Raw genomic sequence first — 15,002 nt, 5'->3', positions numbered from 1 at the left:
CTTATCAACCAACCCAAGAATCCAACCTATTTAGCCAAATCCTTGTTTCTCAACAAGTTTTTATCTGCATCACCGCCGATGGATGTGCATTCTACAGCATTTCAGATCCGATGCAACCCTGTTTTTTATTATTTTCTTTTGCATGTTTCTTTTTTCTACAAAACTGATGTTTTCGTTGTTTTTATCATCTATTTACGTATAAAAAGCAGGCTCTGGGCCTGCTTTTTATTATTTTTATTTCGATTTAGTCTGTGAAAGTCACACGTGCAATCGCTTTTTTGCCTGACTGAATGATTAAAGTGACGTTTTCTTTTACAGAGTAGCTCATATCAACCACATTCCAGTCGACTTTAACCGCACCGCGACCCACGGCGTCTTTTGCAGCAGCGGCATTCGGGTTTAAACCCGCAACACGAAGAATGGTTGCAATAAACAACTCGCCACCAAACTCACCACGAGAAATCGTTACTTCAGGTGTATCTTCTGGCACTTCACCTTCAGTTACGCGGTTCCCTGCACTCTTATGTGCATTTTCTGCTGCTTCTGCATCATGGAAACGCTCAACCAGCTCAAGTGCTAAAATACGTTTGATCTCTTGTGGATTTCGACCCGCAGCCATCTCATCAAGTAGTACCTTGATTTCATCGAGTGACTTAAAGCTGAGTAGATCGAAGTAGCGCTCAATCAGACTATCTGGCATCGACAGAATTTTTTGGTACATCGCACCTGGTGTATCAAATACGCCAATATAGTTGCCTAAAGATTTAGACATCTTATTGACGCCATCTAAACCTTCAAGAATTGGCACAGTGATACACACTTGTGATTCTTGACCATAACGACCTTGTAAGGTACGACCCATCAACAAGTTAAAAGTCTGGTCTGTTCCGCCTAACTCGACGTCTGCTTCAAGCGCAATCGAGTCATAGCCTTGTACCAATGGATAGAGGAACTCATGAATCGCAATCGGCTGATGGTTGTTATAGCGCTTGGTAAAGTCATCACGTTCTAACATACGCGATACAGTTTGCTGGCTTGCCAACTGAATTAAATCAGCAGCAGTTTTTTGGCTAAACCATTCTGAGTTAAAACGAACTTTAGTTTTATTTGGGTCTAGAATTTTAAAAACTTGTTCTTGGTAGGTTTTTGCATTGGCAATGACCTGCTCTTGTGACAACGGCGGACGCGTCGCGCTCTTACCTGTTGGGTCACCAATCATTGCAGTATAGTCACCAATCAGGAAAGTAACTTCATGTCCCAAATCCTGAAAGGTTTTTAATTTATTGATCAGAACAGTATGTCCCAAGTGTAAATCAGGAGCCGTAGGGTCAAAGCCTGCTTTTACACGGAGTGGACGATTTTCTTTGAGTTTTTTAAGTAAATCTTCTTCAGAGATAATCTCGTGCGTGCCTCGTTGAATGAGAGCAAGCTGTTCTTCGGCTGGCAAGAAATTTGACATCACAAAACCTAAACACATCAGTTATTCAATTTGTGCGATATACTAACATTTTTTCAGCATCTTGCAGGATAAGTTGTATATGAGCGCAATCTATATTGGTGTAATGACAGGCACGAGCATGGATGGTGTTGATATTGTTGCAACTTCATTCGACCCTTTAACGCTGCATGCCACGCTAACCGTGCCTTTTGAGCCAGAATTACGTGATGAGTTAATGGCTTTGACACTGCCTGATGACAATGAAATTGACCGTATGGGTAAAGCTGATGTCGCTTTGGCACAAATGATTGGGCGCGGCATCAACGAATTGATCGAGAAAAATAATTTAGACCGCACGCAAATTAAAGCCATTGGTTCACATGGGCAAACTATCCGCCATCGTCCTGAACATGGTTTTACTTTGCAAATTGGTGACCCGAATATCATCACTGAAATCACTCAACTCCCTGTAGTGTCTGATTTCCGTCGTCGCGATATGGCCGCAGGAGGACAAGGTGCACCTTTAGTTCCTGCTTTCCATCAAGCCTTATTTCAGCATGACAGTATTCATCGTGTGATCCTGAATTTAGGTGGGATTGCCAATATCAGTATGCTGCCTGCAAACAATGCAGACGGCGTTTATGGCTTTGATACAGGCCCTGCCAATATCTTGATGGATGGCTGGTGTCATCGCCATACCGGTCATCCTTATGATGAAAATGGCGACTGGGCGGCCTATGGTAATCCGATTCGCTCATTGCTAGATCGTTTGCAAAGCCATGAGTTTTTTGCCAAAGAACCCCCTAAGAGTACGGGTCGTGAAGACTTTAATCTGGAATGGCTAGATGAACAGCTCAGTGACTGGCGTAATGATCTAGGCTATGACGAGCTAGAAGACACACCCGAAAATGTTCAGGCAACCTTAATGAAGCTGACCACGCGCGCCATTAAAAAAGCCATTTATCGCAGTAAAGAGTCGATGCCGACAGGTGAAATCTATGTCTGTGGTGGTGGTGCGTATAATTCACATTTACTTGAACAATTACGCTGGCGCTTGCGTAAACATAACTGGTCTGTGCAAACCACAGATGCACTAGGCTTAGCACCGACGTGGGTAGAAGCAACAGCGTTTGCATGGCTCGCGATGCGATTCGTGGAACAGTTGAGTGGAAACTTGCCTGCGGTCACAGGTGCATCAGGTGATCGTATTTTAGGGACTATCACCGCGGTATAAACAATAAAAAAAGCTTCTCAACTGGAGAAGCTTTTTTTATGACAAGAATCTATTAAATCGAGAAAGATGAACCACAGCCACAGGTCGTGGTCGCATTTGGATTTTGCACCACAAAACGTGAACCTTCCAGTCCTTCAAGATAGTCAACAACCGAGCCGACCAGATATTGATAGCTCAGTGAGTCCACAAGCATTTTAACATCACCATTCATGAATTCAGCATCATCTTCATTCACGCTTTCAGCAAAGTTAAAGCCGTAAGAGAAACCTGAACATCCGCCACCCGTTACATATACGCGTAACATAAGGTCGTTATTCCCTTCACTTTCGCGTAGTTGGCGAACTTTGTTGGCAGCATTATCTGACAATTCTAGAGCTTGGGCGTTCATGATGGATATTCCTCAGACTTCAATACGTCTTTAATAAATAAAAGACCCGATATTCAGTATAGCATACTCAATATCGGGTCTGTATTTGAAGTTTTAAAGTGCGTTTACAAGATTATTTATAGTTCTCGTCTTGTAAGCCACATTCAAAATTCTTGGCATCTTCACGACAACGGAATTGCCATAATAATTTCATCATACGCTTGTCATAAATCCCTTTTGCAGTCAGGTTGATACGTGCTTCACGCATCAGTTTTTGATAGCCAGGCTTGTCCGCAGCAGGCACTTCCATCCAGTATTTTTGAGGAATATCTGCTTTCATTTTCCCTAGAATGCCAAAAGCACGTGGCAGTTGCGCCTTCACCCACTCACGAGATTTCTGCCCAAACCCTGTCGGGAATTTATCAGGATGAATAATCAGGTTACCTGTCACTTGCAAGATTGGATAATTCACAATCGCACCTTTGGTTCCTAAACCCTTATAGAGTTCCAACGGTTTAAATGCAGCCGCTGGCGCACCAATGATATCGACCTGTCCATTATTAAATTTGGCACCGAAGTTGGTAATATCTGAACTGACCGCTTGTGCGCCGACTTGTGAAGCCATGATTTTTTGGGCTTCATCATAATCCAGTACAGCGATTTTCTTGCCTGCTGCTTTGGCAACAGTATTGATATTACGGTCATTTACCAATAAGTAGGCATCGCCGACAGGAATCACCCCAACCACTTCATATTTGCCATTCACCATCGCTTTGGCAAAGGTTGGACTTGCCAAGCCCTGCATCACTTTCACAGCGAGTTTAAGGTCTGTAATCGCTCCAATTGCATCCAATGAACCTGTAAACTGGTTAAACTGACGTCCCCGCATGCCTGTGATACTGACACCATCACACTTACCTGCTTTAAAGTCTTCCGCAATGACCGCCTCATTGGTGCCCACTTTAAGCTCAATATCTGCGCCCCAGTTTTTTGCAGCCAGTTGATAGTCTTTCATTAAGGCATAGACATCACCGCTTTTCCCGACGATGTCGAATACACAAATTGTTTGTTTCGCTTGAGTCCCGGCAGATACCGCAGCGATACCTGTTGCAAGTATTAATGTTTTAAACCACTGCATTTTATTCTTCCTTTGCATCTATGCTGATTGTTGTTGCACCACACCCAAAATTTAAAATCACACTACACCCTGATTCAGGTTTTCAAATGAATCTATGTTTTTATTCAGTCATGTTTAATCGTCCTGATTAAAACATATTTTCAATTTCTCAAGATTCCATTTGGTTTTTATATCTTTCTATCATTACGATCTTTCAATCTAAACACAATGACTCAAATGACAGTGATAAAAAAACAAAAAGCCTAGAATAATCTAGGCTTTAAGTACACTTTATGGCAATTAAGGATTATTCACCTGGTAATGCACATTCAAAGTTTGCTTTATCTACTGAACAACGTGCTTTCTTCAATACAGACATCATGCCCGCATCGTAAATACCACGTTTGGTTAAGTCCATACGACCGTCACGTAACAGTTTTTGGTATTTTAAGTTGTCTTCAGCACTTAAGTTCATTTTGTATTTTGCTGGAATCTCTGACTCGTAACGCTTGATCATGGCAAATGCTTTTGGCAATTGTTTCACGAAGTAGTCACGAGATTTTTGACCAAAACCAGCAGGGAATTTTTCTGGACGAATCACAAGATCCGCAGTCACTTGTAGAACTGGGAAGTTAAACATTGCACCATTCGCGCCCAAACCTTTGCTTAATTCTAATGGTTTGTAGGCATAAGCAGGCGCACCAACCATATCGACCTGACCATTGTTGAATTTCGCAGCAAAGTTAGAAATATCAGAAAGGACCGCTTGCGCGCCTACGCGTTGTACCATGATTTTTTGCGCATCGTCATAACCCAATACTGCGAATTTTTTACCCGCTGCTTTTTCAATTGAGTTAATGCTCTTGTCACGTACGAAAATGTAAGCAGCACCGAGCGGAGAGATACCCGCGACTTCGTATTTGTTACCACCTAAATTGGTTGTCATTTTTGCAGCATTACGTGCATCAAGAACATAGGTAATTGCACGTTGTGCAACTGCATTGCTTGGTGCACCACCGAGCGAGTCAACAGAACCCGCAAATTTGTTATATGGACGAGCACGCATTGCTGTCATTGCTACAGCAGCACATTTACCCGCTTTAAAGTTATTATCCGCAACCTGTTCATCCGTGATCGCGAGAAGGTTTACATCTGCACCCCAGCCTTTCGCTGCGAGCGCCCAATCTTGCATCATTTTGTATGATTCGCCTGACTTTCCTAGTAAGTCAAATACACATACGTCAATTGCTGCTTGAGTAGAAGCAGATACACCTAGGATCGAAGTTGCTGCAAGAGCAAGTGCCATTTTTTTCATAGTTTTCATCCTTTCACAAACTTTATGTTTGTCTCCTTGTTCGAAGCAAATATTAATCATGTTTTTTGAAAAAAAATAGAGCTTCTACTCTATTTTTATACCCATATTGTTTAGTTTTTGTCCTATTTTATCCATTTTGCTTATTTTCATAGACAAATTTATTATATCTGCTGATCATTATTTGTCTATTTATGTTTCTGAGTTGCTGCACTCCTTATTATTCACCACTCAAAGTACACTCAAAGTTAGTCCGCTCAACGGTACAGCGAGCACGTTTAAGTACATTCATCATACTCGCGTCATATACGCCTTGCTTGGTTAAATTCATACGCCCATCACGCAGCATTTTTTGATAACGGGTTTTATCTTCATTGGTCAACGTAATTTTTTTCGCATTCATGCCCGCCTCTAAACGTTGCACCATGGCAAAGTTACTCGGCAATTTATTGACGAACCATTTTCGTGATTGGGGACCGAAGCCTGCTGGGAATTTTTCTGGGCGAATAATCAGGTCACCAGTAATATTGACCACCGGAAAATTAAATAGCGCGCCATTGACCAGTCCCTTACTGATTTCCAAAGGTTTATAGGCATAGGCAGGTGCAGCAATGACATCGACTTGCCCACTATTAAACTTTTTCACAAAGTCTGAAATATCTGAGGGCACAGCGACCAAGTCGATACTTTCAACAATCGCTTTTTGCGCCTGATCATAATGTAAATAAGCGAATTTCTTGCCTTTGGCTTTTTCAATGGTGTCAATCTTTTTATCACGCACAAAAATGTAGGCCAGACCGACCTGAATAATGCCAGCAACTTCGAATTTTTCCCCATCCATTGTCGCAGTCAGACGATGCTGATTACGTTTATCCAGCACATAACTAATTGCTTTCTGTGCAATGGCATTACTGGTGACTGCCCCGACGGCGTCAACAGAACCAGCAAATTTATTATATTTACGGGCCCGCATGGAGGTCATATAAACGCCATCACATTTGCCCGCATCAAAATCTTTTTCCGCTTTTTCTTCATCTTGATAAGGGATTAATTCAATGTCACCTTGCCAGGTTTTGGCAGCAAGCTTCCATTCTTCGACCAGCTTATAAGATTCCCCAGCCTTACCCAATAAATCAAATACGCAAATGTCCTGTTTTGCCTGTGCAGGCGTCGCCATGACAAATAGAGCCGTAGCACCCAATGCCCAAAGTCCTTTTTTCATCTTGTTTTCCCTTTCTACGCGATATTGCACAATTTTCCATCAGTGCCTGATCAATATAGTCAGCTTTCGGCTAAAAGCATAGTGCTTTTATATACATACGTCGGGTTTTCATCACTTTTAACACTATTGATCACAGTTTGACAATTTAAGCCAAATCCTTTCAAAGGGGCTATTAAACCCCTTCGTTCATCACAAGATGATGGATTCTGGTTATTCTCCGCCTAAGGTACATTCAAAATTAGTACGATCGACTGTACAGCGTGCCCGTTTGAGTACGTTCATCATGGTGGCGTCGTAAATTCCACGTTTAGTCAGATCGATCCGTGCTTCACGCAAAATTTGCTGATAACGTGTTTTATCTTCCTGACTCAGATTGATTTTGTATTTGGCTGGTAATTCCGCTTCGATTCGCTGGATTAAAGCAAAATTGGTATTAAGACGATTGAGAAACCACTGTCTTGAGTTTTGCCCAAAATTGGTCGTGAACTTTTCAGGCCGAATAATCAGATCCATGGTCATGTTAACCGCAGGAAAAGTAATGATTGCACCGTCATTACCTAAACCTTTATAGATTTCCAGTGGTTTATACGCATAGGCTGGCGCTGCCATAATATCGGCCTGCCCTTGATTAAATTTCTTGGCAATATCCGAAATATCAGAAAGTACAGCTTGTCCACCAAGACTCCTCACCACAATTTTTTGGGCTTCGTCATAGCCCAAGACTGCAAATTTCTTGCCCCTGATTTGTTCAATGGTGTTCATTCTTTTGTCTTTGACAAAGATATAGGCCAGACCAATTTGCGAGATACCCGCCACTTCATAGTTTTGATTTGCGACCCGACTGATTAAACGGCGCTGATTACGCTTATCCAAAGCAAAACTAATCGCTTTTTGTGCTATGGCATAGCTTGGCACAGCGCCAATCGCATCTACCGAGCCTGCAAACTTGTTATAGGCACGTGCACGCATTGAGGTCATATACACACCCTCGCAGCGACCTTGTTCAAAATCATGTTCAGCCATCGCCTCGTTTTGATAGCTGACCAGATTGATTTCGCCGTGCCAAGCTCTCGCGGCTAAGGCCCATTCTTCCATGGCCTTGTACGCTTCGCCTGATTTTCCCATCAGATCAAAAACACAAATTTTAGTTGCAGCACTGGCCTGTGTATTTACAGCCAGTATCAGCATTGCCCCCAATGCCAGAATTCCCTTCTTCATTGCCCCGTCCTAGTTGATTCTTTTTCATGTGATGTGTTGTTTTTCCTAGATTTTAAATCATAATCTGATTTTCATCACAAAAATAGAGTATTTACTCTACTTTGTGATAAGCGGGTGAAATGGTGAAGTCTGGTCTAATCTTCAATATAAAATTTGCATTCATGGGTGATCACCTTAAAATGCAGCTATCTATTCGCTATTTTGCATGCTCATGATCCAATTTGACCAAGTTTCATTACGCCGTGGTGGGCGCGTCCTGTTCCAAAAAGCCTCAATGCAGCTTCATCCTGGCTGGAAAATTGGTCTGACTGGCGTCAATGGAGCAGGTAAATCAACTTTATTTGCAGCATTTTTAGGTGAATTGGGCGCAGATGAAGGCAATTTAAGTCGTCCAGCAGTGTGGACAGTGGCACACATGGCGCAAGAAATTAAAGCGCTGGACATGCCTGCCATTGATTTTGTCCTCTCTGGAGATGAGGAATATTGGGATATTCAAGAAAAATTAGCCCATCCTGATCAACTCAGCAATGATGAGTTAGCGCGTCTTCATGGCCGTTTTGATGAAATCCACGGCTATGCAGCCCCAGCCAAAGCGGCACAATTGATGGCTGGCTTAGGCTTTCTGGATCATCAAATCCGTTTAAACGTTGCCAGTTTCTCTGGTGGCTGGCGTATGCGCTTAAACCTGGCACGTACTTTAATGAGTCGTTCAGACTTGTTATTACTGGACGAACCGACCAACCACTTGGATTTAGATGCGATCTTGTGGTTAGAAGACTGGCTGAAAGCGTATGAAGGTACACTGGTTCTAATTTCGCATGACCGTGATTTCCTTGATGCAATTACCGATCATATTCTGCATATCGAAAATCAGGAACTGACGCTATATACGGGCAACTATTCAACCTTTGAAACCACCCGTAGCGAACGTTTAGCGCAACAACAACAAGCATTTGAGAAACAGCAAGAAACGCGTGCCCATCTACAAAAGTTTATTGATCGCTTTAAGGCCAAAGCGACCAAAGCCCGTCAGGCACAGAGCCGTATCAAGCAACTTGAACGCATGCAACAGCTTGCTCCTGCGCATGTCGATACACCATTTACCTTTAGTTTCCGTGAACCCACCAAAATGAGTTCACCATTGCTTAGTTTAGATGCTGCAACTATTGGTTACGGCGATAAAATGATTGCCGAAAAAATTCGCCTGCAAATCACCCCAAGTTCTCGTATTGGTTTACTGGGAATGAACGGCGCAGGTAAATCAACACTGATCAAAACTTTGGTCGGGGATTTGCCTCTACTTGCTGGTGAACGTAAAGCTTCTGAACTACTCAATATTGGTTATTTTGCCCAGCACCAAATGGACGCATTGGATGCCAATGCCAGCCCAATGCTGCAATTGGCCCGTATTGCGGACAAAAAGATCAGTGAAGCTGCTTTACGCGCCTTTCTAGGTGGATTTGGCTTTAGTGGTGAACGTATGGACACCCCATGTGAAAGCTTCTCTGGTGGAGAACGCGCGCGTCTCGCATTGGCCTTAATCGTATGGCAGCGTCCAAACGTGCTGATTCTGGATGAACCGACCAACCATTTAGATTTGGATATGCGCCATGCCTTGACCATGGCACTACAAGATTTTGAAGGCGCTGTGGTACTGGTGTCGCATGAACGTCAATTAATTGCCAGTGTCTGTGATGATCTACTGCTCGTGCATGCAGGTAAATGCACCGAGTTTGAAGGTGATCTGCAAGATTATGCCAAATGGTTGCGTGAAGCACGTCAACAACAGATCAATGCACAAAACGCTGGGCAACAACAAAGCGTGTCCACTCAAGCTCCAGCTGTGAAGATCGACAAAGAAGCTCAACGTAAAGAAGCAGCACGCCGCCGTGAAATGACACGCCCTATTCGTAAAAATATTGAAAAAGTTGAAGCTCAAATCGAAAAGCTGCAACCTCGTCTGGCAGAAATCGAACAGGCGCTGGCAGATAGCACATTGTATGAAGCAAGCCGCAAAGATGACTTGATGAAGCTCATGAATGAACAAAATGAGCTAAAAGCGAAACTGGAACAATTTGAGGAACAGCTTTTAGAGCTGATGATGGAGCTGGAAGAACTCGAAAGCTCATTTGCTGAATAACATGAGTGATCCATATCTGTAACAAAAACAGGTATGGATCTCATCTTTTAAGGCCACTTCTCTCAATATAAAAAACGATTTTTATTAAACGTAAAAATATTGATCAGATACCTAAAAACACTATGAATATCATGAAAAATGTCATGAATCTGTCGATAATTTAAGATAAGGTAAAACTGGAATTTTCGTAGAAAATTGAGCTTTGGGTTCAGGCTCGATATACTCAGCTCCCATTGTTGTAATGTTATAACTGACGAATGAATCCTGAGGGTTAAATTCATTTCACATTTTTTTGTACTTTAATTTGGTGAGTACTCTATTTTGGATCATACAAACTGAATGAATTCTTTAGATTTTATTTTTAATTTTGAACATATTCTGCCGATTTTGGTTCAAGAATATGGTTTATGGATCTATTTTATCCTCTTCTTAATTATTTTTTCAGAAACAGCCTTTGTTTTCATGTTCTTCTTACCCGGTGATAGCTTATTGCTGACGGTAGGTGCATTGTGTTCTGTCGTTGAAATAATGCATCTTGGCTATATGATCAGCTTGCTGTTCTTTGCTGCGGCATTGGGCTATATGGTGAACTATCATATTGGCCGTCATTTTGGTGACCGCATTTTTAATGTGAAATCACGCTTCATCAAGCAGGAATATCTACAAAAAACCAATGTGTTTTTCCTAAAACATGGTGGAAAAACCATTTTATTGGCGCGTTTTATTCCTTTTGCACGTTCTTTTGCACCGTTGGCAGCAGGTTCGAGCAATATGAATTACACGCATTTTGTTGTGTATAACATTCTAGGAGCTTTACTCTGGATCAGCGTACTGGTGACAGCAGGTTACCTGTTTGGCCATGCCTTAATTCAGGTCAGTGATTTTGTAGAAAGTTAATCCCCTTTCAGTACCATATTGTATGATCTAGCAGGAAAGTTCGTCTTTCCTGCTTTTTTTTAATCCATTTATTCTATGTCAGGTTTCACGTGGAACGTAAAAAACAATAGTAAATAATAATGAAAATAATTATCAATAAAAATAGAATCGGCTTGTAAAATATAAATTATCCAGGGAAGCCATGATCCATTCAGCATGGAATAATCAGTTATGAAGCAAGCAATCACTTCAGCTAAGAAAACCAATTCACGCTGGTTCCGCATCAATTTATGGATTCACCGCTGGATCAGCTTATTGATTGTGCTCCCCTTTACGATTTTATCAATCACGGGAATCATTTTGATCTTTCATGAAGAAATCGATCATGCGCTTGGTGTGGAACCGACGGCGCTTCACTCCTCTTTACAACAACAGCGCCCACTGGCAGATTCATTAGCTACAGCACAAAATGCCTATCCTGATGAACACATTATCAGTACAGGCTACGATCCTGAGCATCATCCGGGTGTACTGCTGATCGGAATGGCAAAACCAGAACAGAGTTTTGAGCAAGCGCGTTGGCTATTTGCAGATATTGGTTCTGCAACGCTGATTCAGCAACCAAGTGAACGGGATACTTTAACGGGTTTCTTACTGGAACTGCATGCCAACTGGTTTTTAGGTTTTATTGGACAATTGATTGGTGCCTTGATTGCCTTTCTAGTGTTCTTATCACTAATTTCAGGGCTGGTGGTTTACGCCCCTTATGTGAAAAAATTCTTTTTTGGGATTATTCGAACAGGCAAAGGTCAGCGTTTATTACAACTCGATTTACATAACTTAATCGGTTCAGCCATACTCGGTTGGGCGTTGGTGGTGACCTTAACAGGCTTTTTACTCGGTTTTGGTACGGTTGCCATTGGTTTCTGGCAAATGACTGAACTGAAAGCTCTTCAAGACAAATATCATCATGTCAGCCCAATTAGCCCGACACTAAGCATAGATGATATCTATGCTGCTGCACAAAAAGGTGAAGTCGGCTGGCACCCTACCACTGTGTTCTATCCTAAAACTGAATATTCGACTCAGGGACATTACATGGTATTGCTGCAAGGCGATGAGGGTCTAAACGAAAAAATGCTGAAGGTTGCCTTGGTCAATGCAGCCACAGGACAAGTCGATACTGTTGAAGAACTCCCTACCTATCTGAAAGCCATCTTGCTCTCTCAGCCTCTACATTTCGGTAATTACGGCGGTATGCCATTAAAGATTTTATGGAGCTTATGTACGCTTTTAAGTTTATTTATTACCCTGAATGGCGCTTGGCTATGGTGGGCAAAACGTCAGCAAAAAAGTTTAAAAGGAGCCAACAATGCAACTGTGGAATAAGACAGGTTTCTTATGGCTAATGGCTTTATGCAGTATTTTAGGGATTATTGGAATGCTGCTGATGGACGGTATTGCAGATATTATTTTTCTAATGATCACCCTGCTTCCAGTTTTAGTCGCAGGATGGAGAGCTTATCTTTTACAGCAACGCAAAAGATAAGCTCTTTTTACATGCTATTGATGCCTAAATTAATTAAGCATCAATATCTGCATTTAATGCATTTTCTTCAATGAAGGCACGACGTGGTTCGACATCATCGCCCATCAAGCATGAGAACATACGATCTGCTTCGATCGCATCATCAATGGTCACCTGTAACATATTACGGTTTTCAGGGTCCATCGTGGTTTCCCAAAGCTGCTCAGCGTTCATCTCACCCAGACCTTTATAGCGTTGGATCATCATACCGCGGCGCGAGTCTTGTAAAATGTGCTGCCACACTTGGTGGAAGCTGTTGACTTGAATACGGCGATCACCTTTTTGTAGATAAGCGCCATCCTCAAGCAAGCTGAACCAGCTCTTCGAGTTTTTCAGCAAACGTGCATATTCAGCAGAATTTAACAGACCAGCATCGAGTAAATACGAATGCGGTAAGTTATGCACATAGACCGTTACACGTGGCCAATAATGCGCTGATTTCTCACCTTGCGCATTTTCACGCTCAAACGCTTCCAAGCTAATTTCAGGACGCAAGCTAGGTTGTAACTTTTCAATTGCAACACGTAATTGCTCAGCCCATGATTCAACATAGTCACGTTCATGGTTATGATCTGCTTTGAATGCATCCAGCTCAAGTAAGCCATCCAGTAAACTTGCTGGATAACGTTGCGTTAAGCGCTGTAAACTCTTTTGCGATACCTGATAATCAGCAATCACACTTGCCAATGCAGAACCATTAATCGCAGGTGCTTCAGCGCTCACATGTAATGCAAGTTCATCAATCGCGTTTGAGATCAGGTAAGTTTCAAGTGCATCATTATCTTTGATGTACTGTTCTTGCTTGCCTTTCTTCAACTTATACAATGGTGGCTGTGCAATATAAATATATCCACGTTCAACCAATTCTGGCATTTGACGGAAGAAGAAGGTCAATAACAAAGTACGAATATGTGAACCATCCACGTCCGCATCGGTCATGATAATGATTTTGTGATAACGTAATTTGTCTGGGTTGTATTCTTCACGTCCGATACCACAGCCCAAAGCGGTAATTAAAGTTCCCACTTCCTGACTGGAAATCATCTTGTCAAAGCGCGCACGTTCAACGTTCAGAATCTTACCTTTCAACGGTAAAATAGCCTGCATCTTACGGTTACGACCTTGTTTCGCACTACCGCCCGCAGAGTCACCCTCGACCAGATAAAGTTCAGACAATGCTGGATCTTTTTCCTGACAGTCTGCCAATTTACCTGGTAAACCAGCGATGTCTAAAGCGCTCTTACGACGTGTCATTTCACGTGCTTTACGAGCAGCATCACGCGCACGTGCTGCATCAATAATCTTGCCAGCGATCGATTTCGCAGCTTGCGGGTTTTCAAGCAAATAAGCCGAGAACTCTTTGTTCATCGCCTGCTCGACCGCAGGTTTCACTTCACTCGACACCAGTTTTTCTTTGGTTTGTGAAGAGAATTTTGGATCAGGCACTTTCACTGAAATGATGGCAGTTAAGCCTTCACGCGCATCATCACCAGTCACGGCAACTTTTTCTTTTTTCAGTAAACTTTCATTTTCCATGTAGCTGTTTAAGCCACGGGTCAATGCTGCACGGAAACCTGCAAGGTGAGTACCGCCATCTTTTTGCGGAATATTGTTGGTAAAGCAACGAACATTCTCTTGATAGCTGTCATTCCACTGCAATGCCACTTCAACGCCAATGCCGTTGTCTGCATCTGTGGTGAAATGGAAAATATCGTTGAGATGGGTTTTACCTTCATTAATATATTTAACGAACTCGGATAAACCACCTTCATAATCGTAAACGTGCTCAAGATTAACGCGCTCATCACGCAATACGATACGTACACCCGCATTCAGGAATGAAAGTTCTCTTAAACGACGTGCCAAGATATCAACACTGAAAATGGTTTGGCTAAAGGTCAATTCACTTGGCCAGAAACGAACTGTTGTACCTGATTGGTCAGTTTCGCCCACAACTTTCAATGGATATTGAGGATCACCATGTGCATATTCCTGCTCATGGATTTTACCTGCACGTTGAATGGTCAAATGCAATTTCTTAGAAAGCGCATTTACAACCGAAACACCTACACCGTGTAAACCGCCCGATACTTTATAGCTGTTGTCATCGAACTTACCGCCCGCATGTAGAATGGTCAGAATAACTTCTGCTGCAGAAACCCCTTCTTCAGGGTGAATATCGGTTGGAATACCACGACCATTATCAGACACACTGACTGACTCATCTTCATGAATCGTCACTAAAATCTCGTCACAATGACCCGCTAAAGCTTCATCGATGGCATTATCCACCACCTCAAACACCATGTGGTGCAAACCTGTACCGTCATCGGTGTCACCGATATACATGCCAGGACGTTTACGAACCGCGTCTAATCCACGTAATACTTTAATACTAGAGGAATCATAAGCCTTTTCATTTGTTTGTTCTGTTTGAGAGACTGATTGAGACTCTGAACTCATGGTTACTCCCTAGTAAATATCTAATCT

General features: G+C 42.4%; 12 protein-coding genes. 5 read left to right on the top strand and 7 right to left on the bottom strand.

The features are described from left to right. Positions 1 to 244 precede the first annotated feature (244 nt). Complete coding sequence (tyrS, locus tag IEV36_RS17965) at positions 245 to 1,477, bottom strand: tyrosine--tRNA ligase (RefSeq protein ID WP_009506246.1); 1,233 nt, start codon at positions 1,475 to 1,477, stop codon at positions 245 to 247. 61 nt (positions 1,478 to 1,538) lie between these two features. Between tyrS and IEV36_RS17960 the strand changes: the two genes are divergently transcribed. Then, positions 1,539 to 2,672, top strand: coding sequence for an anhydro-N-acetylmuramic acid kinase (locus IEV36_RS17960; protein WP_004776518.1), 1,134 nt, complete (start codon positions 1,539 to 1,541; stop codon positions 2,670 to 2,672). Positions 2,673 to 2,724: 52 nt separating this feature from the next. On the opposite strand, the gene erpA is transcribed toward IEV36_RS17960, so the two are convergent. The 5 genes from erpA to IEV36_RS17935 form a co-directional block, all read right to left on the bottom strand. Beyond that, positions 2,725 to 3,060, bottom strand: a complete 336-nt coding sequence (erpA, locus tag IEV36_RS17955; RefSeq protein ID WP_004776517.1) for an iron-sulfur cluster insertion protein ErpA — start codon at positions 3,058 to 3,060, stop codon at positions 2,725 to 2,727. Between the two features lie 112 nt (positions 3,061 to 3,172). Then, a complete protein-coding gene (locus IEV36_RS17950) occupies positions 3,173 to 4,177 on the bottom strand; it encodes a putative solute-binding protein (RefSeq protein WP_004776516.1) in 1,005 nt (334 codons plus the stop codon). A 286-nt stretch (positions 4,178 to 4,463) separates the two neighbouring features. Further along, positions 4,464 to 5,471, bottom strand: coding sequence for a putative solute-binding protein (locus IEV36_RS17945; protein WP_004776514.1), 1,008 nt, complete (start codon positions 5,469 to 5,471; stop codon positions 4,464 to 4,466). Positions 5,472 to 5,688: 217 nt separating this feature from the next. Further along, positions 5,689 to 6,690, bottom strand: coding sequence for a putative solute-binding protein (locus tag IEV36_RS17940; protein ID WP_005260331.1), 1,002 nt, complete (start codon positions 6,688 to 6,690; stop codon positions 5,689 to 5,691). Between the two features lie 210 nt (positions 6,691 to 6,900). Further along, positions 6,901 to 7,908, bottom strand: a complete 1,008-nt coding sequence (locus IEV36_RS17935; protein WP_005260333.1) for a putative solute-binding protein — start codon at positions 7,906 to 7,908, stop codon at positions 6,901 to 6,903. Between the two features lie 211 nt (positions 7,909 to 8,119). Between IEV36_RS17935 and IEV36_RS17930 the strand changes: the two genes are divergently transcribed. The 4 genes from IEV36_RS17930 (at position 8,120) to IEV36_RS17915 (ending at position 12,473) form a co-directional block, all read left to right on the top strand. After that, positions 8,120 to 10,048: an ATP-binding cassette domain-containing protein gene (locus tag IEV36_RS17930; RefSeq protein ID WP_032864124.1), complete on the top strand. Its 1,929-nt coding sequence runs from the start codon at positions 8,120 to 8,122 to the stop codon at positions 10,046 to 10,048. Between the two features lie 339 nt (positions 10,049 to 10,387). Next, entirely contained in the window at positions 10,388 to 10,945 is a 558-nt protein-coding gene (locus IEV36_RS17925; RefSeq protein ID WP_004776506.1) for a VTT domain-containing protein, read from the top strand. Positions 10,946 to 11,155: 210 nt separating this feature from the next. Beyond that, the gene (locus IEV36_RS17920) at positions 11,156 to 12,313 is read left to right on the top strand and encodes a PepSY-associated TM helix domain-containing protein (protein ID WP_005260337.1); all 1,158 of its coding nucleotides are present in this window, start codon (positions 11,156 to 11,158) and stop codon (positions 12,311 to 12,313) included. Continuing rightward, positions 12,297 to 12,473, top strand: a complete 177-nt coding sequence (locus tag IEV36_RS17915; protein ID WP_005260339.1) for a hypothetical protein — start codon at positions 12,297 to 12,299, stop codon at positions 12,471 to 12,473. Before IEV36_RS17920 ends, IEV36_RS17915 begins: the two co-directional genes overlap by 17 nt. A gap of 33 nt (positions 12,474 to 12,506) precedes the next feature. Here the strand turns inward: IEV36_RS17915 and gyrB are convergent, their stop codons facing one another. Beyond that, a complete protein-coding gene (gene gyrB / locus IEV36_RS17910) occupies positions 12,507 to 14,975 on the bottom strand; it encodes a DNA topoisomerase (ATP-hydrolyzing) subunit B (RefSeq protein ID WP_005260341.1) in 2,469 nt (822 codons plus the stop codon). Between the last annotated feature and the right edge of the window lie 27 nt (positions 14,976 to 15,002).

Origin of the sequence: Acinetobacter vivianii (assembly GCF_014635885.1) — a bacterium.
Lineage (GTDB): Bacteria > Pseudomonadota > Gammaproteobacteria > Pseudomonadales > Moraxellaceae > Acinetobacter > Acinetobacter vivianii.
The sequence above is the reverse complement of the archived record's forward strand: the minus strand, read 5'-3'. Positions and strand labels throughout refer to the sequence as shown.

What these genes read in the sequence shown, in the direction of transcription:
- IEV36_RS17950 (WP_004776516.1), bottom strand. Translation starts at nt 4,177, where the DNA reads ATGCAGTGGTTTAAAACATTAATACTTGCAACAGGTATCGCTGCGGTA.
- IEV36_RS17940 (WP_005260331.1), bottom strand. Translation starts at nt 6,690, where the DNA reads ATGAAAAAAGGACTTTGGGCATTGGGTGCTACGGCTCTATTTGTCATG.
- IEV36_RS17920 (WP_005260337.1), top strand. Translation starts at nt 11,156, where the DNA reads ATGAAGCAAGCAATCACTTCAGCTAAGAAAACCAATTCACGCTGGTTC.
- IEV36_RS17930 (WP_032864124.1), top strand. Translation starts at nt 8,120, where the DNA reads ATGATCCAATTTGACCAAGTTTCATTACGCCGTGGTGGGCGCGTCCTG.
- tyrS (WP_009506246.1), bottom strand. Translation starts at nt 1,477, where the DNA reads ATGTGTTTAGGTTTTGTGATGTCAAATTTCTTGCCAGCCGAAGAACAG.
- IEV36_RS17915 (WP_005260339.1), top strand. Translation starts at nt 12,297, where the DNA reads ATGCAACTGTGGAATAAGACAGGTTTCTTATGGCTAATGGCTTTATGC.
- IEV36_RS17925 (WP_004776506.1), top strand. Translation starts at nt 10,388, where the DNA reads ATGAATTCTTTAGATTTTATTTTTAATTTTGAACATATTCTGCCGATT.
- gyrB (WP_005260341.1), bottom strand. Translation starts at nt 14,975, where the DNA reads ATGAGTTCAGAGTCTCAATCAGTCTCTCAAACAGAACAAACAAATGAA.
- IEV36_RS17945 (WP_004776514.1), bottom strand. Translation starts at nt 5,471, where the DNA reads ATGAAAAAAATGGCACTTGCTCTTGCAGCAACTTCGATCCTAGGTGTA.
- IEV36_RS17960 (WP_004776518.1), top strand. Translation starts at nt 1,539, where the DNA reads ATGAGCGCAATCTATATTGGTGTAATGACAGGCACGAGCATGGATGGT.
- erpA (WP_004776517.1), bottom strand. Translation starts at nt 3,060, where the DNA reads ATGAACGCCCAAGCTCTAGAATTGTCAGATAATGCTGCCAACAAAGTT.
- IEV36_RS17935 (WP_005260333.1), bottom strand. Translation starts at nt 7,908, where the DNA reads ATGAAGAAGGGAATTCTGGCATTGGGGGCAATGCTGATACTGGCTGTA.